The 21,797-nt window shown below is 42.3% G+C and carries 21 protein-coding genes; 11 read left to right on the top strand and 10 right to left on the bottom strand.

Features of this window, described 5'->3' with window-relative positions; all coding sequences use genetic code 11:
• Positions 1–53 precede the first annotated feature (53 nt).
• Positions 54–755: a pirin family protein gene (locus tag H8K32_RS06715; protein WP_186911716.1), complete on the bottom strand. Its 702-nt coding sequence runs from the start codon at positions 753–755 to the stop codon at positions 54–56.
• Between the two features lie 108 nt (positions 756–863).
• Here H8K32_RS06715 and H8K32_RS06710 point away from each other — a divergent pair, with 108 nt between their 5' ends.
• Entirely contained in the window at positions 864–1,781 is a 918-nt protein-coding gene (locus H8K32_RS06710) for a LysR family transcriptional regulator (RefSeq protein WP_186911715.1), read from the top strand.
• Positions 1,782–1,792: 11 nt separating this feature from the next.
• Complete coding sequence (gene gluQRS / locus H8K32_RS06705) at positions 1,793–2,677, top strand: tRNA glutamyl-Q(34) synthetase GluQRS (protein ID WP_186911714.1); 885 nt, start codon at positions 1,793–1,795, stop codon at positions 2,675–2,677.
• A gap of 94 nt (positions 2,678–2,771) precedes the next feature.
• Here the strand turns inward: gluQRS and H8K32_RS06700 are convergent, their stop codons facing one another.
• On the bottom strand, positions 2,772–3,374 hold the full coding sequence (locus H8K32_RS06700) for a GNAT family N-acetyltransferase (RefSeq protein ID WP_246447176.1): 603 nt from the start codon (positions 3,372–3,374) through the stop codon (positions 2,772–2,774).
• 432 nt (positions 3,375–3,806) lie between these two features.
• On the opposite strand from H8K32_RS06700, the gene H8K32_RS06695 reads away from it, so the two are divergent.
• Positions 3,807–4,985, top strand: a complete 1,179-nt coding sequence (locus H8K32_RS06695; protein WP_186911713.1) for a GGDEF domain-containing protein — start codon at positions 3,807–3,809, stop codon at positions 4,983–4,985.
• Positions 4,986–5,119: 134 nt separating this feature from the next.
• Here H8K32_RS06695 and H8K32_RS06690 read toward each other — a convergent pair whose 3' ends face one another.
• On the bottom strand, positions 5,120–6,952 hold the full coding sequence (locus H8K32_RS06690; RefSeq protein WP_186911712.1) for a S53 family peptidase: 1,833 nt from the start codon (positions 6,950–6,952) through the stop codon (positions 5,120–5,122).
• Between the two features lie 842 nt (positions 6,953–7,794).
• On the opposite strand from H8K32_RS06690, the gene H8K32_RS06685 reads away from it, so the two are divergent.
• Positions 7,795–8,997, top strand: coding sequence for a site-specific integrase (locus tag H8K32_RS06685; RefSeq protein ID WP_186911711.1), 1,203 nt, complete (start codon positions 7,795–7,797; stop codon positions 8,995–8,997).
• A gap of 47 nt (positions 8,998–9,044) precedes the next feature.
• Here H8K32_RS06685 and H8K32_RS06680 read toward each other — a convergent pair whose 3' ends face one another.
• Positions 9,045–9,551 carry an antirestriction protein ArdA gene (locus tag H8K32_RS06680; RefSeq protein WP_186911710.1) on the bottom strand — a complete coding sequence of 169 codons (507 nt, stop codon included), beginning with the start codon at positions 9,549–9,551 and terminating at the stop codon, positions 9,045–9,047.
• Between the two features lie 485 nt (positions 9,552–10,036).
• Between H8K32_RS06680 and H8K32_RS06670 the strand changes: the two genes are divergently transcribed.
• Together H8K32_RS06670 and H8K32_RS06665 are read left to right on the top strand one after the other, a co-directional pair.
• Positions 10,037–10,315 (top strand): YaaC family protein, encoded by a 279-nt coding sequence (locus H8K32_RS06670; RefSeq protein WP_186911708.1) that lies wholly within the window; start codon positions 10,037–10,039, stop codon positions 10,313–10,315.
• Positions 10,316–10,365: 50 nt separating this feature from the next.
• Entirely contained in the window at positions 10,366–11,070 is a 705-nt protein-coding gene (locus tag H8K32_RS06665) for a YaaC family protein (protein WP_390312672.1), read from the top strand.
• A 363-nt stretch (positions 11,071–11,433) separates the two neighbouring features.
• Here the strand turns inward: H8K32_RS06665 and H8K32_RS06660 are convergent, their stop codons facing one another.
• Together H8K32_RS06660 and H8K32_RS06655 are read right to left on the bottom strand one after the other, a co-directional pair.
• On the bottom strand, positions 11,434–12,192 hold the full coding sequence (locus H8K32_RS06660) for a hypothetical protein (RefSeq protein ID WP_186911707.1): 759 nt from the start codon (positions 12,190–12,192) through the stop codon (positions 11,434–11,436).
• 50 nt (positions 12,193–12,242) lie between these two features.
• The gene (locus tag H8K32_RS06655; protein WP_186911706.1) at positions 12,243–12,647 is read right to left on the bottom strand and encodes a helix-turn-helix domain-containing protein; all 405 of its coding nucleotides are present in this window, start codon (positions 12,645–12,647) and stop codon (positions 12,243–12,245) included.
• Between the two features lie 248 nt (positions 12,648–12,895).
• Between H8K32_RS06655 and H8K32_RS06650 the strand changes: the two genes are divergently transcribed.
• The 3 genes from H8K32_RS06650 to H8K32_RS06640 all read left to right on the top strand — a co-directional run bounded on the left by H8K32_RS06650 (position 12,896) and on the right by H8K32_RS06640 (position 14,876).
• Positions 12,896–13,951 (top strand): hypothetical protein, encoded by a 1,056-nt coding sequence (locus H8K32_RS06650; protein ID WP_186911705.1) that lies wholly within the window; start codon positions 12,896–12,898, stop codon positions 13,949–13,951.
• A gap of 76 nt (positions 13,952–14,027) precedes the next feature.
• Positions 14,028–14,426 carry a hypothetical protein gene (locus tag H8K32_RS06645; protein WP_186911704.1) on the top strand — a complete coding sequence of 133 codons (399 nt, stop codon included), beginning with the start codon at positions 14,028–14,030 and terminating at the stop codon, positions 14,424–14,426.
• A 186-nt stretch (positions 14,427–14,612) separates the two neighbouring features.
• On the top strand, positions 14,613–14,876 hold the full coding sequence (locus tag H8K32_RS06640) for a zinc metalloprotease (RefSeq protein ID WP_246447174.1): 264 nt from the start codon (positions 14,613–14,615) through the stop codon (positions 14,874–14,876).
• Between the two features lie 192 nt (positions 14,877–15,068).
• On the opposite strand, the gene H8K32_RS06635 is transcribed toward H8K32_RS06640, so the two are convergent.
• Together H8K32_RS06635 and H8K32_RS06630 are read right to left on the bottom strand one after the other, a co-directional pair.
• Positions 15,069–16,148, bottom strand: coding sequence for an ABC transporter substrate-binding protein (locus tag H8K32_RS06635; RefSeq protein ID WP_186911703.1), 1,080 nt, complete (start codon positions 16,146–16,148; stop codon positions 15,069–15,071).
• A 234-nt stretch (positions 16,149–16,382) separates the two neighbouring features.
• The gene (locus H8K32_RS06630; RefSeq protein WP_246447172.1) at positions 16,383–17,102 is read right to left on the bottom strand and encodes a YbhB/YbcL family Raf kinase inhibitor-like protein; all 720 of its coding nucleotides are present in this window, start codon (positions 17,100–17,102) and stop codon (positions 16,383–16,385) included.
• 394 nt (positions 17,103–17,496) lie between these two features.
• On the opposite strand from H8K32_RS06630, the gene H8K32_RS20560 reads away from it, so the two are divergent.
• Both H8K32_RS20560 and H8K32_RS06620 read left to right on the top strand, forming a co-directional pair.
• On the top strand, positions 17,497–19,146 hold the full coding sequence (locus tag H8K32_RS20560; protein ID WP_281388441.1) for a methyl-accepting chemotaxis protein: 1,650 nt from the start codon (positions 17,497–17,499) through the stop codon (positions 19,144–19,146).
• A 292-nt stretch (positions 19,147–19,438) separates the two neighbouring features.
• Positions 19,439–20,344: a helix-turn-helix transcriptional regulator gene (locus H8K32_RS06620; RefSeq protein ID WP_186911701.1), complete on the top strand. Its 906-nt coding sequence runs from the start codon at positions 19,439–19,441 to the stop codon at positions 20,342–20,344.
• A gap of 10 nt (positions 20,345–20,354) precedes the next feature.
• Here the strand turns inward: H8K32_RS06620 and H8K32_RS06615 are convergent, their stop codons facing one another.
• On the bottom strand, positions 20,355–20,966 hold the full coding sequence (locus tag H8K32_RS06615; RefSeq protein WP_222613039.1) for a YbhB/YbcL family Raf kinase inhibitor-like protein: 612 nt from the start codon (positions 20,964–20,966) through the stop codon (positions 20,355–20,357).
• 72 nt (positions 20,967–21,038) lie between these two features.
• Entirely contained in the window at positions 21,039–21,662 is a 624-nt protein-coding gene (locus H8K32_RS06610; RefSeq protein ID WP_186911700.1) for a YbhB/YbcL family Raf kinase inhibitor-like protein, read from the bottom strand.
• Positions 21,663–21,797: the final 135 nt, after the last annotated feature.

The raw sequence follows: 21,797 nt of genomic DNA, 5'->3' as shown, positions 1-21,797 counted from the left end.
GCCTGCTAAGTGACCGGGATATTATTGTTAAAAGCCAAAAAAAATAACAACGATCAATGCGGCAGATCAAACACTAACACTTCTGCCTGTTTTCCTGCACTTAACTGCAACAACTGTTCATTTTGCAACTTCATGGCGTCGCCCTCTTTCAATACCACACCATTGACGGTCAACTCACCGCGTGCAAGATGCACGTAGGTCAGGCGATCCGCTTGCAGACTCAACTCTTGTTTCTGATCGCCGTCGAACAAACCAATCAACAAACGCGCATCCTGACGGATTTTAATCGAACCGTTGGCTCCATCGCCGGATACTACAACGCGTAATTTTCCGTCTTTCTCAATACGATCAAATTCTTTTTCCTCGTACAACGGCTCACCGCCTAACATGCTAGGCTGTATCCAAATTTGCAACAATCGAGTATGTTCTTTGCTCGAAGGATTAAATTCAGAGTGACGCACACCCGTTCCGGCACTCATGTATTGGACATTGCCCGGACGTATGGTACTGCCGTTATCCATGCTGTCCTTGTGCGCTATCGCACCTTCTAACACGTAGGTAATGATTTCCATGTCTTTGTGTGGGTGCGTACCAAAACCCATCGCAGGGGCGATCCAGTCATCGTTAATCACGCGCAAAGGACCAAAACCCATGTGTTGAGGATCATAATACTCAGCGAAAGAAAAACTATGGAAAGACTTCAGCCAGCCATGTTCAGCAGCGCCACGTTCTTGAGATAATCTTACGGTAATCATATGAGCTCCAATTCAATTTATTTGATGATTTGAAGAGAGTATATATAATGACATCCGATAATATAAGAGTAAAATTTCATACAAGTCATTCAAATAATTTGAACAAGCATGAATATCACCTTAGAAGCGCTGCAAATCCTTGATGCGATAGACCGTAAAGGCAGCTTTGCAGCGGCTGCGATGGCGCTGGACAAAGTCCCTTCAGCAATTACCTATAGCATACGCAAACTGGAAGAAGATCTGGACGTGTTGCTGTACGATCGCCGCGGCCACAGAGCTAAACTGACGATCGCGGGAGCAGAATTGCTCATGCAAGGCAGGCATTTGCTCAATGCCGCACAAGAATTAGAAAACCGCGTCAAACGTACCGCCACAGGCTGGGAATCGGAACTCAGAATTGTGCTGGATGGCGTGATTCACTTTGATTGTTTGCTACCCTTAATCAAGGAGTTTGAACAACAAGCCTGCGGTACCCGTTTGCGCTTTTCGCAGGAAGTTTTGTCTGGCGTCTGGGAAGCAATGATCAGCGGTCGTGCGGATCTGGCAATTGGGGCTGCGTATGACGGCCCCAATGCAATCCGCATGCAAGGCGATATGCAAACCCGCGTCTTAGGCAGCATCGAGTGGGTATTTGCCGTCGCGCCCGAACATCCTTTAGCCCAGGCACCTGAACCATTAAGCGCCGAATTAATTCAAACTTATCGCGCCGTCGCCATCGGCGACACCGGACTCAACTTACCTTCCATGACCGCTGGCCTGTTAAGCGGTCAGGATACCTTGACGGTACCAACGATGCCGGCAAAGCTGGCCGCACAATTAGCTGCGCTAGGCTGCGGTCATCTACCGCTCAATATTGCCGCACCTCATTTACAATCTGGTGCGCTCATCGAAAAGAAGACCAACAATCAACGCCCCACAGAAACAAGCTGTTATTTATGGCGCAACACCAATAAAGGCAAGGCGTTGCACTGGTTTTTACAAAAACTCAAAGATCCCGACATACAAAGCAAGCTGCTCGGAAATTAGAGATTAAACATATGCAACAAAGCAATTACAAAGGACGTTTCGCCCCCTCTCCTACCGGCCCCTTACACATGGGATCGTTGGTCGCCGCCATGGCCAGCTACCTCGACGCCAAAGCGCATCATGGACAATGGTTGGTGCGTATTGAAGATCTGGATTTCGATCGCAACGTCAAAGGGATAGATCAACACATTCTTAACTCACTACAACGCTGTGGCATGCATTGGGATGGCGATGTCACCTGGCAAAGCCAACGTCAACACCTGTATCAAGATGCAATGCAAACGCTGGATCAACACGTTTATCCCTGTGCTTGTTCACGCAAAGAAATTGCCGATTCACGCTTACGCATGGGGGAAGTCGCAAGCCAGATTTATCCGGGCACTTGTCGGGCTGGCTTAGCGGCCGGAAAAACGCCGCGCGCCTGGCGCCTACGTCTGCCGCAGCCACACTGCAATATCACCTTTGATGATCGCTATTACGGACAGCAAATCCAAGACATCACAACAGAAGTCGGTGATTTTGTATTGAAACGCGCCGATGGCTTTTGGGCCTATCAACTCGCGGTCGTCGTTGACGATGCAGCACAAGGAATCACCCATATTGTGCGCGGTGCTGACTTGCTTGACTCCACTGCACGGCAAATCTATCTGCAACAGGTATTAGATTTACCCGCCATCAGTTACCTGCACGTACCTGTCGTCAATAACGAAGCAGGTGAAAAACTTTCCAAGCAAACCGGTGCAATGGCATTTGATCGTGGGGATAATGACTTGCTGAAAGATGCCTTACTACCTGCTGCCTCTTTTTTGGAATTAGCAATCGGTGATTCCGTATCAAGCATCGACGCATTTTGGAAGCTCGCATTGGCCTCATGGACTATTAAAATGAAATTATAAAAACAGTGTCACCGCCAAGTTTTTATGCACTACTGATAGATAAGGTCAACATCCAAAATTCATTTTTTAATTTTTAATTTTTAATTTTTAATTTTTAGCCCTCTGAGCCATGCGCCCACTCGCGACGCAATAAGCCATATAAGGCAGAGTCCGACATGACGCCATCAACGATCCAGCGCTCGCGCAAATAGCCTTCTTTAACAAATCCCAATTTTTCCAGGCATCTTGCAGAGGCGAGATTATGTGGATCGATATCAGCTTCAATGCGATTCAAATTCAGTGTTTGAAAACCATAATTCAATAACGCAATGAGTGCCTCATGCATATAGCCTTGCCCCCAATATGCAGCACCCATGCTATAGCCAACTTCAGCATGACGGCATTGCTGATCAAATTTAAACAAGCAGCAATCACCGATGAAGTGATCGCTGTCGCCAATGGTTAAAGCTAAACGTAAAAATTGCCCCTCTTTCATACCAACATCGGTTCGTGACAAGGACGTACGCGCGTCTTCCAATGATGTCCAGGGCGGTGTGCTGCCGTATTGCATCACTTTAGGATCCGAATAAACATCAAACATGTCTTCAACATCGGATGCGCGCAAAGGGCGCAATCGCAGGCGTGGAGTGTTCAACTGGATTTGAGTAAAATCAAGATTCATCGTAGCGGACAAGGTGAGTTCTTTGTTAAACGACATGACAATCGGCAAAGGAGACTGATAATACCAATACTGATGTCAGTGACCTTCAATAAATTTCTAAAATAGTGACCAGCAAAAGCATGAACAAGTCTACGATTTCATAAAATTATAAAATTATACAAATAACAATTATTAATTTTAGATGTTATTCAATTTGATAGTTTCAACAGTAAATCAGGAATTTTTCTAAAAGCAATGCTCGTTAATGTTTACTTTTCGCCTCAAATGCTTGTACGTGCTCACACGTCTCAGAGAAATTAGCGCAAAATCAATCATCACGAGACATAAACCTATTTTTGCAACATCCACGCCGCTTATAAGATATGAGATTGATCAGATAACCGCAGCTATTTATCCTTCAATGTAACCACAACGAAATCAAACTAAGTTATATTTCGTGCAAATTTAACTTGATGGAGTTGGCACCAAATGCCCAATTTTGATTTGCGCACCGTTGTACTAATGTTCACACTCGTTTGTTTGTTGATGAGTGTCATTTTGTATTCGGCAAGCCGCAATTACCCATCTTATATTGGTGGATTACGCGAATGGGCGGCGGGAAGCTTAGCGATTAGCACGGGAAGTTTGCTCGTCGGGCTACGCGGCATTGCCCCTGATCTGGTTTCTATTATTTTAGGGAACTTGTTCTTTTACGCAAGCAGTCTACTCTTCATGGAAGGGACGCGTCGGTTCTATAAACTATCTTCAATTCACAAAATCTGGTTGGTATCTTTTGTTGCAGTTCAGTTGTTAATGCTGGTTTTCACGTATGGATACTCATCGATTACGGTACGTACTCTCCTATTTACTTCAGCGTCTGGTTTATACATTTCGCTCTCGATTTTTTATGCATGGAAATACGGCTCACGTGATTTCCCGACACTATTCTTCATTGCCTCATTGAGTGCAGTTTGCCTACTTTTAGCAATACGCTTCTGTGCCGCTTTTTACACACTCATCGCACTTCCCCAAGAAGGGAATAACGCGTACTTCTCCCATAGTCCTATCCAGACTGTATATATTGTCGGCATGGCATTATTGGATATGTTGGGACCGATGGCGTTCTTCCTGATGGCGACACATGAGTTGAGAATACGATTGCAAGAACTTTCGAATACCGACCCACTTACAGGCTTACTCAATCGTCGCGCACTATCTACCCATACAAACCTGGAAATTGCCAAAGCAAAACGCTCAGAGCAAACAATCTCTATGCTCATGATAGATCTTGATCTTTTTAAACAAATCAATGATCAATTCGGACACGACGTAGGAGACAAAGTGTTGGTGCATTTCTCAGGCATAGTACGTGAGTTATGCAGAGAGATTGACTACCTCGCCAGATCAGGCGGTGAGGAGTTTATTTTAATCTTACCGGCAACACCAATTGAAGACGCGAATAGTGTTGCGCAACGCATTCAGCAGGCCTTGAGTAACGACAAAAATAATGAGCTACCTGAATATACGTGTAGCATCGGCGTAGCGACACAAAATGACGTCAACGAGAGCTTCGATAGTTTACTGAAGCGAGCCGATAAAGCCATGTATCGCGCAAAAGAAACTGGTCGCAACAGAATTGAAATCGCGTCATCGTCAGCTCGTCCTTGATCGGACATCAGAAAAATATGTATTATGGATTTCTCGTCTTGTCAGATTAATCAACTCATCATTTCTGGATAAGGCCTTTAAAAAAACGCCCTGAAACATACTCAGGGCGTTTTGTCATTCAACGAACACGTCTATCACCAACGACGGAAACTCTTAGCCAGGTTATGCACATTCAAAGTACCAATACCAGAACCTGGATTGTAGTTTGGTGCGGCCTGCCAATATAAATTGTCGCCAGTCGTAATCGCATTGAATGGCGAATTACTACCATAGCCATATTGATTCAGACGTGCGTAAAGTTGCGGGTTCAAATGACCGAGACGACCACCGTTGACTTGTGAAATCAATGCAGCGATGCCGTTCAATTGCGGTGCGACAAAACTCGTACCACCGTAACCGTAAATCCACGCTCCGCCAAAATATACACTGTAGCCAGTTTGCGGATCCGCATTCAGTGATACGTCCGGCAAATTCCGGCCGGCGTAGCCTGCTGGTAAATCAATCAAGTCCTGGGGGCCGCTACTTGTCTGGCAAATCAATGATTGACCCGCCGCGCTCGTTTTTACTCCCGAAGTATTAGCCTGGTAATACGGAACCGGAAAATTCACGCTGACACCACCGCCATTCCCGACAGGGAACAGATTGGTATCGTAATAGGCTTGACCATAATACGTCACAAAGTAATTTTGCAGATAGTCCCAACCCCACGGACGCTCTGCTGGAACAGTAATCGAACCATATTTGTGAACCTGTACACTAGGCAGTGTCGTGCCACCAGCAGCAACCACATACGGATCACTTGCAGGCGAGTCAACGGTGAGAGTCTTGGTACAGGCCGGATACGCATAACTACTCTGGTTATTATTGATATCATATGCGCCAGCGTCACCAGCTGAGGCAAATACGCTGATACCTTGCGCAGCTAATTCCAGAAACGCCTGATGCTGCCCTTCCATCACTGCAGGTGTCTGAGCTATTTCAGGTGATCCCCAACTGACAGACAATGTGTCTACACGGTTGTCCGCAGCAGCCTTGAAGAACACATCCATAAAACCGGAATCAGTATTTGGTGCGTCGTACACAATAATGTCTGCTCCGGGCGCCAAGCCACCAGATTGTTCCACATCCAGCGTGGTTTCATCAGCGCCATCAGTTCCGGCACCACCGTCCAGATGACGTTGTTTAATTCGGTTTTGGGATACATTCAAACCGACTGATTTCCAGTATGCATAAGCATCGGCAGGATTAAAGGTCGCTAAGGTTGCAATACCGATGGTTTGACCACGACCATTGATTTTTTTCGCATACAGCGGGTTGATGTTATACAAATTGGCGACATCTGCAACGGTCAGTTTCCCCAAAGGATTGCCGGTGCTGGCAGCGTTCAACGACGTTGACTTTACCAGATCACCACTGGCTTTGCCTGGCAAAGCATCGGAAAGTATGCGTGAATGTGGGGACGCGAATTTCTTGGTATTCATACCGGTAACGGTAAGTACCACATCCGATACGCTATCAGGCACAGTGATGTTGCGGTTAGGCTTGATATAGCGTTGATTTGATTCCTGGTAATGGTGTAATTCTGTGCTGAAAAATTGATTCAATTGAGCCGTTGTTCCAGTCGCCCGGATGACCATATGATTTCGATAAACTTCATCGACTGTAATGCCAAGCTTATTTAACTCTCGCACGACTTTCTTTATATCTCTTTCGCTCGGTGCGTAGCGCTCAACAAACTCTTCAACCGATAAAAAGTTCTGATAATTCCAACTATTTGGATTCACCGTACCAGCAATGAATTTTTCCAAATGCGGCACATTGTGCAGCTTCATCACAATGGATACTGTTTGCGTCTGGGCGGGAGCGGTGGCTCCCATGTCTTGCGGGATATTGGCAGCAATGCCAGTGAGAGGAATCAATGCACTTACGACCGAAGATAACAAGATGGACTTATAACGGAATTTCAAGTGAGTCTCCTTTTGGTTGATTTTCTTATTCAACTTTCTCAGCAATTTTTTGAATTGCGCAAACGATCTTAGATCGCAAGAAAAATTAAATCAATGAAAAACAAGACTCAAAAAACCTCATATATTTTATAAATTCTAAAAATAGATATGAGTTTAAAGAACATATTTCTATATGCAAATTTTGCACATAAGCGACAACAAGAAAATATTTCTGAGAGGTAAGAATTTCTGCACTATTGCCCACTATGACAGCTGATAAATTAAACTAAATACGAGCATCGACATCGCCACATTTCAAATTTAAATTGCTTACTCAAAAACACTATCAACAGTTACGTAAAAAAAATCTATTAAAAAATAAAAATATTGATTTATCGTTTAACTGTTGTTTTTGCGAGATAAAAATTTCTACATTGAACTACTTTTCTTTCGGCAAAAAATTGCCAGGCACCAAAACGCTGATGTGCCCATATCTGTAATTGTGAAATTCAATTTCAACGAAAGAAGAAGGTGAAAACGACTGAATTAAAATCGTTTAATCTATCAGCGATACCAATCCTTGGAATCGTACGACGATCAGCAGATGAATTAGCAAACCAAAGGAGAGGAGGAAGCTTGAATGAGACTTGGAGAAGATCAAAGAAATTAACAAGGCGTCAGTGATTGTAGTAATGTCACTGGTCCCGCCGGCGGGAATCGAACCCACATCTTACGCTTAGGAGGGAAATGTCATATATTATATTTTGTGTTATTAATCAATTATTTATAGACACAAAAATAAATAAAACGCTAAAATGGGACAAATTTGGGACAAATAAAATTTAGCGACAGCAAGGGACAGCATGGGACTGCAAACAAAACCATTAGAAGCAAGTATGAAGGTCGGCTCAGGCACGGTCGTTAAGCGAGCCAAGAAAAATGGAAGCTTCTCCTTCCAAGCCAAAGTTCGCAAAAATGGGGTCAATGTTTCGCAAACATTTGCATCCTTGAAAGAAGCAAAAGAATTCATCACCCTCACCGACTCCAAAATACTCAAAGGTGAAAGTGTTTCCGCACTGAAAGCGAAGAAAATCACCTTGGGAGAAATTTTTCAGGACTTCATTGAAGGCGAACCATCAATGCCTTTAATCAAGAAACAGCGGTTGGCAAAAATCACCGAAGAAATTGGCAATGTCCCATTAGCCAATTTCAAAACCAAAGGCTTTCAGGACTACATCAATTTCAAACTAGCTCAAGAAATCCCCGACCAGAAAACCAAGAAAAAAGAGTACAAAGGTTTCGACGGAAATCGCACGACGAACGCAAAGGGCGAAGTCGTGAAGAAAACCTATAAGTCATCCACCATTCGTAAGTTCTACTACGACATTAGAACCGCACTCAAATGGCATAGCAAAATCAATGACTACCATTTTGACTCTAAGCCATTTGACGACGTAGACCCACCACCAAGCTGGGAAAATCCACGAACTAGGCGACTGGAAGATGGTGAGCTAGACAGATTGATTCAAGCGTGCGAACAACTCTATGTGAATGTAGAAGCATCAAAATGCCTGATCCAATTTCTGACGTTTTCCGCATTCAGGATTGGCGAAACGATGCTTATCCGCTGGAAAGATATCAAGCTGAACGAGAAGAAGCCCGAAGAGTCATATATTTTCATCCCAAAGGCACATCAAAAAATTGCCCGCAAGAAAGGGGCTGAAGATCGTTATGCTTCAATGCGCCCAGAATTATTTCACCTCATCAAAAATCAAATGATGAAATGGAAAAAATCCGACGACGATTTGATTTTTCCGTTCTGGGCTGGACCGCACTATTTTTATACCCGTTTCCGCATCATCTGCAAAAATGCAAAATCGGTGAACTTAACCTTGCATGACTTGCGGCATGAAGCTTGTTCGTGGTTCTTTGAAAATAGCACCTTATCCGACATTGAAATCTCGAAAATCACGGGGCATATTGAGCTGGATACGCTTAAACGATATGCAAACTTACGTCCGCATAAAGTTGGGGCGAAATTGTGGGCATCACTTGAGCGTAAATAAGATGCGTGGGCAAGTCCAACCTGCCCACCCTGTCCACGTTATTTTGACTAAATGCTTGAAGCATTTGTGCATGTCCAAGTTGCGCCTTCAAAATCAAACTCATATAAGTCGCCACCCATTTCGCAGTCTCGCGCATACTTTTCATAATCAATATAAGCACGGACTGATTCTGGCACGTCGTTTAGGTAAAATTCATCAAACAAGGTTTCGGCTACGTCTTTCAAATTACCTTCCGACAAATTTACGTCATCCAGCTTATCAAGAGCATTTTCTAGGCTATAACTTGAAACACTGCGCAAATAGTACAAAGCTGTTTTTTCATGTTCGGCTAAATCGGCAATAGTTTCAAACCATAGGCTTAAATTGGCTTGATTGATACCACACGCTGAAAACAACTCGCAGTCGTCACCATCTATGAATTGAATTTCAAACTCTTCTACAGGGCTACCAAAGGCGTCCAGCAGGCTTTCTGATTTCTCGGTGTATGCCTCCAAGGTATCAAAGTAAAAACCAACTGCGTCCAAGCTATAAGGCTGTGCGAAAAATGTGCTCATGGTGTTCTCTGCTTTCGTATCGTTTTTAGGCTGGTTGAGCCTGAAGTTGATTGAAGACTTGCTCTGTTTTTGCAGACTTCACAACTCGTTTATCTGCATCATTTTTGAGTCGTTTCGCCTAAGCCACGAATGGCATGGCTGGACAAGAAGCAATGCAAGCAATTTGTCAAAATCGCAGTCGCAACGAAGAGAGAACCGATTGCAGAAAATCCCGAAGGGGAATGCTTGTGTTGATTCGCAGACGTGCAAATCTTGGCGTTTTTAGCGAGACGGGAAAAAGTGGCGCAGATAGATTGACGGGTAAAAACAGAGATACCGTGGAGTTAGCTTGTGAGGGTGTTACTGCGAATTCTTTATTTGGATTGATGAATTGAACACTGAATACCCAGACTGCTAACAATGGTATTCAAGAAACTAAAGTTCGAGTATATTCGGAGTGTTTTCATACAAACAATGAATATGTCTAAAACAATGGGGGAGTTGACTTGACTGAAATTGAAATGAAGTATGGATTTCCACTTTTCACAAGGGCAACGCCCTTAGTAAGTCTTGGGAAAAATGAAAAAATAGTGATTTCAGACATCTGGGCTTTTTGGGACTATGTGGTAAAGAAAGCCAGTAAGGATAGAAAAGAAGAGGACTTTTTAGGGTCTCTTTTAGAACAGGCGAAACATTTTTATAAAACTGCTGAAGCGAGTCCAGTAAAAAGCCAACCCTTACTCTACTATTACTCTTTTCTCAATTTCTCAATTTCTCAAAAATAATTATCAATCTTCCCACAAAACACGGAACAAGAAAATCGTATTATCACGGGATGAAAGAAAAACACAACAATAAATTCTCTCACTCAATAATTGCAAAGGAGCAACAAAAGCAAAATGTCGTGCAGGTGGCTCATGAATTGATCTCCGTATTTGATCCAAACATTTCAACCGCAGATATCAATATAAATGTACGGGAGCTTTTAAATCACTGCGTGGGGGTGCATCGCGCATACTCTGAAATTTATAATCAAAAAGAGGTTTTTTACCGCGTTAAAAATTACAACCTCTACAAAAATGGTAAGGAGCTAATATTTAAAGCTGAAATGAGTTGCGAGATATCCGATATACCATCTCTTACGGCGAGAAACTATGTAATAACACAGGAAGAAGACAAAATTTATTACATAGAAAAAATAACAATGTTAACTTACTCACCAACGCGTAATGATTATGCATCTTTGAGTGCAGCTATCCAGTCAAAGGGAATTTGGTACTTCGTTGGAAATAGTGGATATACATTATATTTATCAAATTCTTCGGTTGGCAGATACAATCAAGAATCAATCATTTACATGGTAATGTTTTATCTAGGATCGATTACTCGTTATCACCCGTATATGTTTGATAAAATATTTTCTGATAAAGAACAATGGCTAGTAAGTGAGTTTTTAAGCACTCAACCTAAACAGTTTTTATATTTAGCAACTGCGAGAATTCTTGGGCAAAGCGTCCTCAAAGCATACGCTAGCTTTTAATGAACACGCAGCCTAATTTAAGTAGCAAAACAAAAAGAGCAGAACCGCGAAAGTCAATATCAGTAACACTTTCTTTGAAAAACCTTTACTGATATTGACTTTCAGCCGAGTAGAACCAAGAAAGCCTTATATATCAACGGTTTTCAGCTAAAAAACGGGTTCTGCGCGAATGACTGAAGTTCAGTACAGGCAAAAAGCGCTATAGCCTTTTCTGCTCTTTCTTCTTTATGTAAATAATTTAGAGTAGAACCGCAGAACCTATTGGGAACGCTATGCTGGATAAGGCTTACAAGGTTCTGCTCGCATATTTTTCAGTGCAGAGCTGCGCAGAATCGCTACAAACATTACATTACTGATTTATTTTTATTGGGCTTGCTTTTTCATTCTCGCTAAGATTCCAGCCATAATTTCTATCTCATAATTATCTGCTAGATTAACTTTCCCTGATTGCTGTGTAGTATCTAAATACACTCCTACCTCGTGATTTGGCGACAAGCAACCAGGATCAAACATAGTAATTAATAACCCATAAAATGAAAAATATGAAGCATAAATATTAGCTACATATTTTTCCCTCCACGGAGAAATAATTAACTGATTATTGTATCCATCCAGCTTTAAGTTGCTCAACAGGCTAATCTTGATGGCCAAATTTGGCAATTGGATAGCATCGCCATTATTGAGACTGGTCTGCAATAAATTTTCTTGTTCGATTGGCAGCTTAAAATTAGATAACAGCTGTGATACTGAGGCTCGCCAAAAAATTGAATGTATAAGACAAGAAATATCAATGACCTCATTCGAGGAAAATGCATAGCCTTTTTTTACAGAATAATTATTCCAAACTTTTTTCAGCGATGTAATACCAATATTTTCAAATTTAGAAAATTTCAGCTCACAAGCTTCACACAACATATATTCTTTCAAGTCAGACTGATTATCTAATTGAAGTTTAATGTCTGGCAAAACAAAACGAATATTGCGACCACTTTGGTCTTTGACGAATTTGTGAGTTGATCTTGGGATTATGTGAGGGTCTTTTAATTTTTGAACACTGCTTAAACATAACTTACATTCGTGCATGACCGCTCCATTAATATAAAACCCAAATTCCATTTTCATTTAAATAGACGTATCCGATGTAGTTCTCACCTTTAGATTGGCATAACTTCCTACAGAATATCACCAAGAAATTTCTCAACGACTTTCCTATCCTTGGCATTCAGATTTCCCATAGCCATTGCAACCTTACCGAATAAATCCAGCAAGATAGTTTGCTGACTCTGGCTCAAATCCTCCATGCGATTCATTAGTGCCAATGCCTGGTCACTCACATCAGGTGTGCTGATTTTGAGTAAGTCGCTAATCTCACAATCCAGTAACTTGGCTATCTGATCCAAACGTGCCAATGTCGGCGTGATATGAGCGGTCTCAATCCTGCTGACGGTTTCTTTTTCAATATCCATGTGCTCGGCAAGTTGTGCCTGAGTCCATCCCTTAGCTTTCCTGCGAATTGCAATGATCCCGCCAACTTCACGGGCCAATTGCTTTTCTGGACTAATTTCCTCTTGTGGCATGACACACCCCGTCATAGTAGAGCATGAAGTGTGATCTTTTTACGTCAACCTTGGAATGACTCAATGCGTTAATATAAAATGACATAATAAATCATTATTAATTGATTTTTTAGGTCTATTCCGACTTGGTGGAATTTCTGAAGTGATTACAGGAAGAAGTACCTAATCAAAAGCAGCACGAAGCAATAACTATGCACTTCCGTTTTTGGAAGTTTCTTTTTTTATCTTCTTTATAAAAGGCAAGCAACATGAAATTACATATCGTGGTCGCGAGTTTATTTGCATTAACCCTTTCGGCATGTGGCGGAAATGGGAGCAATACTGCAAGCACAAATTCTGGCAATAGTTCGGGTGGTAATAGTAACGGCACTGGGGCGACTACCTGCACCATTGCCAATACCCATCCACTGGTTGCAGTAGCTTTGACTGGGGGAGCAGGTACAGCGCAATTTTCAAGTGGCGGCACAACGTTAACGTATTCGGGTAACTTGTCTGGCACATTGAATCTGGTTCAGGATGCTAATGCTCCAGCACCATTGAATAAAGCTTGTATGGATAGCTCAGGGAATTCCAGCACCATGCGCACGGTCATGCAAAGCAATGGGAGTTTAGGCATATCGCATACGCTCGTCAATGGAAATGATCAGCCTGTCTTCCTGATGGATAGCAGAGCATTAGCTTCTAATACCAATCTTGGAGCTTTGCAAGGCACTTATACTGTGCTTCGCTATCAGCATGACACTGGAAGCACTCCTGCTCAGACCCGCATGTCCTATGCCACCATCACGATTGATAGCCTTGGCAATTGGAGTATGTGCAAAAATACTTCTACCTGTTCCACTGCAACAGCAACCGGTACTTTCGCCGCACATTCTGGTAGTAGTTATGCCTTTGATCTTTCATCTGGGGGGTTAGTACGGGCGACTGCATTTATGGTTGGTGCTGGTACGAATAGCACACTGGTGGTGACAGAAAACGATACAGGTGGTGGTGGGATTGTGACGGGTATTTGGTTAGGTGTGCCCCAATCCGCGTGGAACCCTGTGGCGGGAAGTTACGTCCTAAACACGAGTGATGACATTCAGAATCCAATCACAGCATCCATACAAAATCTGATTGTCAAAACCCAAAACATCGCATTAACACCCAATACGCCGATAACAGGTATTGCTACAGCTACTGTGTCGGACGGTACGATCAACTACCTTATTTCTTCTCCAGCAGGTCTGCTAGTGACTGGCAATAATACTGGCAACAATTTTGCTAACGGTCCTGCTTATTTCTCGTTCGGTGTCATGCCTTAATTTAATCAGTCTTACCGATAGTCCCGCATAGATCAATCAATTCTGTGCGGCTATAAATAATGAAAGGGATAAAACCATGCGTGAAGTAACAGGCGTTCTAACCATGTTGGGTAGTGGCTCAGCAAGTGTCAATCAAATCGGCAAATCGTTTACACACTACGACACTATAGAAATTGGTGATCAGATTTTGCAAAAACTGAGAACCGCACGAAGTCTGAGCGATTTCATTGAGCGAGGTCTCGGAAAAGAAGTTACTTTGTATTTGATCGGCAACCGGATTATTGGTGTCAAGCTACCCGATAGTAAATTGTATTACTGGAGACGAAGCAAAACTGTCGTATTCATTTGCGCAGTGTTGATTCCTTTGTGGGGAATAGGACTGATTTACGCACTTCTGCTCAGAGATGATCTTCGCCATATCTTAGGTGCTCAACCAAAACTGGCAGCAATGGGTGGCATTGCTTTGAAGAGCTAATCAGTACAGTCGTTGGCATTGAAATATGTGCTAACGATTTCATACACAAAAGCAGAAACAGGTCGGACAACCCAGACACACAGACATGCATGGTGCATGAGAATAAATTCCTTTCAAATCTGTCTGGGTGTCTGACTTGTCCGTGTCATGTAGGTAGGTTGGCATAATGTGTCGGAAGGTCTCAATATGGGAAATTTAATTCAACCTGATTGTCAAAATGGAATCAAATCTAATCCTGTCTACGTCAATCTGGGAAATGGTCACTGCGACGTAACGCAAGCGATTGTGGTTCATGAGTTTGGACACGCACTGGGTCTTGCTAATCACTTCAAGGGATTTGGTATCGGTGATTCTAATTCTACAGCTTTTTGGGATGTACTGGCAACCTTGTACGGCAATCCGCAATCAACAACTGCCCAGAACCTTCTTGTTCGCCGGGCAGCTAATTAATAAATTAATTAATGAAGTCCTTAAGCGGAACTTCACCTCTTAAATAAAAAAGTAGACTATATTGATATGTTCATAAAATTCGTTTGCGTCTCTACTTTGAGGGCGAGGGGCGTACGCAAAATAATCCGTCAATTTAAACTCAAATTATTCCCTATCAACTATTAACTTCAGCATTGAAGAATGAAGAAATATTTAACGTAGAAATTGACCAGTTTTACTTATAATAGTTAATTCTATGAACTCACTACCATCATGATTCTGCTCGTCATAATTAATTACTAAACCGCCAAGATCAAACTGCCTCATTGTTTCGAGGCCTCTAATTAAACTACTCCGAGTTGGATTTGAACCGCTACGTTTAAGTCCTTCAACCAAAACCTTAGCAGTTACAAACCCCTCCATGGCCGCATACGTTGGAGCAACACCATTTGCTTGCGCAATTTTCTTAAATTCTTGTCCTAGCATCGATGTCATTAAATGAGGGGCGGGCATAATTTGTGAAACAATTATTCCATAGCCGAGCGATCCCAGAGAATTGACAAATGATTGTGATGAATTGTTGGATAACGTCATTATTTGGATTGCACTATTTTTTACACGCAGATTTTTTATAATTTCCACTGCGGATGACGACGAGCTGACAACGATGACAGCTTTCGACGTTGTTTTTACTAACGTGTTGACAGTAGTGTCAATATTTGGAGTGACCCGATCAATGTGATAAATAGCGATAGGATTTAGTTTGTATCGCGACATTGCTTTGTTGAAGCCAGTAAGCCCATCAATCCCAAAAGCATCATTTACGTATATCAAGGATACTTCCTTGATACCCATTGTAAAAAAATGCTCAACGCCTTTACGGATCTCATCTTGGTATTTTGCTCTAGTATTAAATAAGTAGCGATATTTTTTTTCATAAAAAACCGATGATCCAGTAATAGGAGCTATCAAAGGTATCTGAAAAGACGTTAATATTGGCAATATACTTTCAGTATGTGGGGTTCCCCGCGATTGAAATAATGCGAACACATGCTCTTTTTTTACCAAAATTTCCGTATTTGCTAACGTTTTTAATGGGTTAAATTCATCGTCTAAAATTTTTAATTCAATTTTTCGTCCATGGATACCGCCAGACTTATTGATAAAATCAAAATAAGCTTGTGATCCTTCAAGCATTTCTTTTACAGGTCCAGCTACATCTCCGCTTATACCAATTGTCTGCCCAATAACAATTTTATTTTCAAAAACACCATCCTCAGCATATGACATCATACTAAATACACATAGAAGATACGTGCAAAAAAATCTCGTTGATTGCGATAGGTGAGTTTTACATTTCATTAAGTTTTGACCAAATTAGATTTAACATGTTTTGCTCATACATAAATATATTTATTGCGTTATGGCAAATACCTACGCCATATAAAACAAAACGATTTGGTTTTATATAAAACCGCAGATAAGCAAAAAAACCTATCTGAGCTCATTTACATTTTTGGCCGAAACTTACCTACCGTAAGTTGCCGTAAATACAGCCTTCCCCAAAACATGTACCCCTAATCCACGATTAAGTACAAAGCCATAAAGGGCTGACGTTCCAGTCTTAGGAATACCACCTGTAGCGACAATATCTGTCACATCTAGTGCCCAAACCGTCATTAGATACGTGTGTGGTTTATCTCCAATAGGAGGACATGGACCGCCATAGTTACCGTTTACTCCAGTCACTCCGGTGTCTTGAAAGTCATTCGCGCCACCATAAGCGGGGGTTGGTAAGCGCTCTGGTGCATTACCAGCACCTTGAGGTAACCCGTTGGCGCTAGCAGGTATGTTATACACGGCCCAATGATAAAAACCTGTCCCTGTTGGTGCATCAGGGTCATAGACGGTTACTGAAAACGACTTCGTCCCAACCGGAGCATTATTCCAATGTATTTCAGGCGAGATATTTTTACCTGCACATCCAAATCCATTGGCGATATATTTCGCATCAAATGACCCAGAGCTCAAATCATTACTTGATGAGGTAAATTTAGGTGCCTCGGCATATACATTACCTCCACCACATCCAGATAATAAAACAGTTAGACCAGAAAACGTTATTGAAAATAGTACTAAAGATAATTTATACATTGTGTCACCTTTAAAGAAAAACCAAATGTTTGAAATTTGCTTTTTTAAGTCGTAGTTTGAAGCGTAAGGTGCAAAAATATTAATTGAGTTCAATAATTTAACAAAAAGCTATTTATGAAACTTTATGAAGTTCCAATTTTTATGGAATCGGAGGATATAAATTTGCGACCAATCAAGATACTCCTTCAAAATACAAATCTTTGATATTCGTATTTTATTCAGATTGCCTTTGCAAAAAACGAACAGACATATTGGGATGCTAGCTAGATAATCTAAAATTAAGATGGTCACGACACAGCCAACACTCATAAGAAACGACATTCCGTAATATCGGAAATAGTTTTAATATCATGATCAACTCTAGGTAGCACATTGATCGTACAGGTAAAAGTGACCACGGTGATTAGGTTAAACTAATCCCATTGTTGGTAGTCTGACGAAGTTTTTTTCCATATCAAGGAGAAAGCGTATGCGTACAAATTTGCCATTGAGCAATCGTGAATATGTATTGAGAGATAACGAAACTATTGTTTCCAAAACTGATTTACAAGGAAATATTACTTATATTAATGATGACTTTGTGCGTATTAGTGGTTTTTCCGAAGAGGAATTGATCGGATCTCCACAAAACATCGTTCGTCATCCTGATATGCCAGTGGAGGCTTTTGCTGACTTTTGGAGTACTATAAAAAACGGTAAAGCATGGACGGGACTGGTAAAGAATCGTTGTAAAAATGGCGATCATTATTGGGTAGAGGCAACAGCGGCACCAATCATTAATAATGGACAGATGATCGGATTTACGTCAATCCGTGTAAAGCCTACACGCGATAAAGTGGGTGTAACTGAAGCCGCGTATCGCGCTATAAAAAATGGGGAGTCCTCCATGCGCATCCACGAGGGCGTTGCCAATAGCACTTCAATTGCAAGAAATTTAAATCAGCTTTTAGCAATGCGTATCGCGACAAAAATTTGTTTATTTGTCGTCGTTGTCGCATTGATGATGATGGTGCTTGCCATATTCTCTTTCACTGGAAAATCGAATGAGTACTGTGTAATTTTTTCTACATTCTGTTTTTTTGGCGTTCTATTTACTACTTTTTTTGGTGTGAATTTGTATAAAACGATCATTGCCCCATTGCGTGATATTGCTAGTAGTATAGAAACGATGAGTTCAGGCGACTTGTCCGCTACGATTACTACACGAGGTAATGATGATGAGTTGATGGACGTCACACAATCATTGCGAGTTTTACAAACCAACATAAAATTGCTCGTTGGTCAGATTAAACAAAGTACAGGTCATGTAACTAATGGCGCAAGTGAAATTGCAGAGGGCAATGCTGATTTATCATCACGTACAGAATCGCAAGCCAGTTCATTAGAAGAGACTGCATCCTCTATGGAGGAATTAACTTCTACAGTAAAACAAAATGCAGATAATTCCAGAGAAGCGAGTCAGTTGGTAGTTTCGGCAGCCCAAGTTGCCGAAAGAGGTGGTGTAGTAGTAGCGAACGTCATCAACACAATGGGAGCGATTAAATCGAGCTCCACTAAAATTTCAGACATCATAGGAGTGATTGATGGGATTGCTTTTCAAACCAATATTCTTGCATTGAATGCTGCGGTTGAGGCCGCACGTGCTGGTGAACAAGGTAGAGGTTTTGCTGTTGTTGCCAGTGAAGTTCGAAACTTGGCACAACGTAGTGCGAATGCCGCAAAAGAAATTAAGGTGTTAATCAATGATTCGGTCGCCCAGGTAGATGCAGGGGCAAAAATGGTAGACGAAGCTGGTAGAACAATGGGAGAGATCGTTAGTGGAGTGAAACGTGCCGCTGGGATCATGTCTGACATCACTGCTGCGAGCCAGGAGCAAAGTGCGGGTATTGATCAGATCAATCAAGCTATTGTCCTAATGGATGATATGACGCAGCAAAATGCAGGATTGGTAGAAGAAGCAGCGGCAGCTGCTGAAAGTTTGAAGAATGAGGCATTTATGCTGACTGAGCTGGTGAACTCATTTAAACTGGTGGCACCGGGAAGTACCGGACATGCACCGATTAAGCGAACCATGACTTCAGTGCCTCATCGTGAACTAATGGAAACGCAAAAACCGCGTTTGGCATTACGCAATTAGCTATATAAGATTGCGTAAAATTGGAACAAGCCACTACACTAACAAAAGTCATAGCAAGATTAACGGCATTTGGTATATTCATCGAAGAAAGTTCAATTCAACAAATTGGTGCTAACTGTTCAATGTTATTAGTGTACATACGAGATCCAGATAGAAATTTAATTGAGATCTCTGAGCAACTCTTATAGGCATTATCGAGAAATGCAACTCTCCTAGAAACGCGAGGTGAGGTTGTTGTGCTAGTACCATTCCGCTGTTCCAGTGTATAAAAAAATCAAAAGGCTTTATAGAAATGATTGAGTCTAAGAGTGCCAAATTGCACGTTAACATTGCTACGCAAGAAATTGCTATTAGATTGCACCAGGTAAATGTCAGCAAAGTTCACCACATGCGCACAGTAACGATGTGCCAACATGCTTTAGTAAGGGTATTAGAGGGAGAGAAGCACATTCACGCTTATGGTCGTACCTGGAAAGTAGCAGCTCCACACTGGTTGCTGATCGCTGCTGATACTTATTGGGATTTGGTGAATATCCCTGGCAAAAATGGCTTCTACCAGGCACAGATGTTTTGTTTTACAAAAACATGTGTCGAGCAGTTTCACACTCGTTTTCCACAATTTGTTCAGCAGACTTCCATGCGTAGTGCTGAGGTATTACCACGCTCTTCTGTGAAAAAAAGTTTGCAATCAGCAGTGGAACAAATGGCGTATATTTTGCAGACTCACGCAGTTGAGGTACTGGGAAATTCATATCCAGTATTGCTGAATAAAACACAGGAACAAAAGCAAGATTCGACGATTTCGGTTTCGGTATTAAATCATCGTGCAGAGGAGCTACTGTTGCTACTGGCTGAGTCTGGTTGGATGTTTGGTCTTCCAGATATTGCCACCGACTGGTCTGATCGTTTGCGCCGCCGCGTCGCACAGCAGCTCAATAAAGAATGGACTGTACCTGAGTTGGCGCAAACCTTTCATATGAGTGCCAGCAGTTTACAAAGGCGTTTGGCTGCAGAGAACGTTAGTGTAGCGCATTTGGTACGCGAAGTGCGTTTGGGAACTGCATTGGAGATGCTTCAAGGATCAAACCTACCGGTGAATGAAATAGCACAACGCTGCGGCTATGGTTCGCATAGCCGCTTTAGTGCTGCGTTCAAAACACGTTTTGGATTACCACCCTCTGATTTTCGGATAGCTTGAGTCGGATTACTTATTTTCGCTCAAAAACGGCAGTATATTGTGCTTTCCCAAGTACATAACTGGTCATTGCGAAGTTCAAGGCAAAACTATGCAGTGCAGGGGTTGCCGTAACTGGAATTCCTGATGTCTCATGCATGTCTTCCACTGCCAGTGCAAAAAGTGTGATTGTATATCGATGTGGCCCATGCCCCTGCGGTGGGCAAGGGCCAACATAACTTTGTTGAACTTCCGGATTAGTTCCTGCCATGTCATTCAAGCCAGCAATAGCTGGCTTGGGAAGCCTATCTATGCTATTACCCACACCTCGGGCAAGGTTGGTCGTACCAGCTGGGATATTGTAGATCGCCCAGTGCCAAAAGCCACTTCCAGTCGGTGCGTCAGCATCGTGCATCATCAGTGCAAATGACTTTGTATTGGTGGGAGCGTTACTCCAATCTAGTGCAGGCGACAAATTGGTGCCAGTGCAACCAAAACTATTAAACACATGGTCCATTTCAAAGTTACCGCCATTCAGATCTGGACTGATCAAAGTAAAGACCTTGAAGGATGACTCCGCCAAATTAAGTACTTTGCCAACGGCCTTAGATTGTGACGACGAAGGTAAATGAAGAGACGAGCTCATATTGATCCTTTTTTATGATATTTAAAATTCGAGTTGCCATCTTCAAATTTGAAGATGGCTTGAACCTAAACTTTATCTACGCTCAAATGTTGCAGTTAGTTGCGCTTTGCCAAGTACATGTTTACCCATTGCGTAGTTTAGAGCAAAGCCATGCAGAGAAGGGGTTGCTGTGGCCGGAATACCTGATGCAGCATGCATGTCGGCCACATCAAGTGCAAAAAGTGTGATGGTGTATCGGTGTGAACCATGCCCCTCCGGTGGGCAAGGGCCAACATAGCTTTGTTGAACTTCAGGATTAGTTCCTGCCATGTCGTTCAAGCCAGCAATAGCTGGCTTGGGAAGCTTGTCTATGCTGTTACCATTACTTTGCTCGAGGCTTGTGGCGCTGACTGGAATATTGTAGATTGTCCAATGCCAAAAACCACTTCCAGTAGGTGCGTCTTTGTCGTGCATCATTAGCGCAAAAGATTTTGTGCCAGCGGGAGGGTTGCTCCACTCCAGAGCTGGTGAAAGATTTTTTCCGTTGCAGCCAAAACTGTTAAAAACAAAATCCATTCCAAATTTACCGTCTTTCAGATCGGGGCTATTCAAAGTGAAGGTCTTGGAGACTGATTCTGCAGCAGCAGGCATGATGAATGAGAGGCCACTAACAGCTAACGTCAGCGATGAAAGAAATAAATTAATAGAGGGGCGCATATAAGATCGGCGAATTCTAGGATGAAGTGCAATTTATGAACGGTATCGGTTAATGAGGGCAAGATGCGATAGCATTTGTGCCTTTTTGACCGGCCAGTCGAAATTGCATAATGAACTACACACATCTCACCCAAA

Source organism: Cognatundibacterium jejuense (assembly GCF_014284255.1).
GTDB lineage: Bacteria > Pseudomonadota > Gammaproteobacteria > Burkholderiales > Burkholderiaceae_D > Undibacterium > Undibacterium jejuense.
This window is presented reverse-complemented; position numbering and strand designations above follow the sequence as displayed.

Coding starts and splice junctions, on each gene's coding strand:
- H8K32_RS06715 (WP_186911716.1), bottom strand. CDS start 755: ATGATTACCGTAAGATTATCTCAAGAACGTGGCGCTGCTGAACATGGC.
- H8K32_RS06710 (WP_186911715.1), top strand. CDS start 864: ATGAATATCACCTTAGAAGCGCTGCAAATCCTTGATGCGATAGACCGT.
- gluQRS (WP_186911714.1), top strand. CDS start 1,793: ATGCAACAAAGCAATTACAAAGGACGTTTCGCCCCCTCTCCTACCGGC.
- H8K32_RS06700 (WP_246447176.1), bottom strand. CDS start 3,374: ATGTCGTTTAACAAAGAACTCACCTTGTCCGCTACGATGAATCTTGAT.
- H8K32_RS06695 (WP_186911713.1), top strand. CDS start 3,807: ATGCCCAATTTTGATTTGCGCACCGTTGTACTAATGTTCACACTCGTT.
- H8K32_RS06685 (WP_186911711.1), top strand. CDS start 7,795: ATGGGACTGCAAACAAAACCATTAGAAGCAAGTATGAAGGTCGGCTCA.
- H8K32_RS06680 (WP_186911710.1), bottom strand. CDS start 9,551: ATGAGCACATTTTTCGCACAGCCTTATAGCTTGGACGCAGTTGGTTTT.
- H8K32_RS06665 (WP_390312672.1), top strand. CDS start 10,366: ATGAAAGAAAAACACAACAATAAATTCTCTCACTCAATAATTGCAAAG.
- H8K32_RS06660 (WP_186911707.1), bottom strand. CDS start 12,192: ATGAAAATGGAATTTGGGTTTTATATTAATGGAGCGGTCATGCACGAA.
- H8K32_RS06655 (WP_186911706.1), bottom strand. CDS start 12,647: ATGCCACAAGAGGAAATTAGTCCAGAAAAGCAATTGGCCCGTGAAGTT.
- H8K32_RS06650 (WP_186911705.1), top strand. CDS start 12,896: ATGAAATTACATATCGTGGTCGCGAGTTTATTTGCATTAACCCTTTCG.
- H8K32_RS06645 (WP_186911704.1), top strand. CDS start 14,028: ATGCGTGAAGTAACAGGCGTTCTAACCATGTTGGGTAGTGGCTCAGCA.
- H8K32_RS06640 (WP_246447174.1), top strand. CDS start 14,613: ATGGGAAATTTAATTCAACCTGATTGTCAAAATGGAATCAAATCTAAT.
- H8K32_RS06635 (WP_186911703.1), bottom strand. CDS start 16,148: ATGATGTCATATGCTGAGGATGGTGTTTTTGAAAATAAAATTGTTATT.
- H8K32_RS06620 (WP_186911701.1), top strand. CDS start 19,439: ATGATTGAGTCTAAGAGTGCCAAATTGCACGTTAACATTGCTACGCAA.
- H8K32_RS06615 (WP_222613039.1), bottom strand. CDS start 20,966: ATGAGCTCGTCTCTTCATTTACCTTCGTCGTCACAATCTAAGGCCGTT.
- H8K32_RS06610 (WP_186911700.1), bottom strand. CDS start 21,662: ATGCGCCCCTCTATTAATTTATTTCTTTCATCGCTGACGTTAGCTGTT.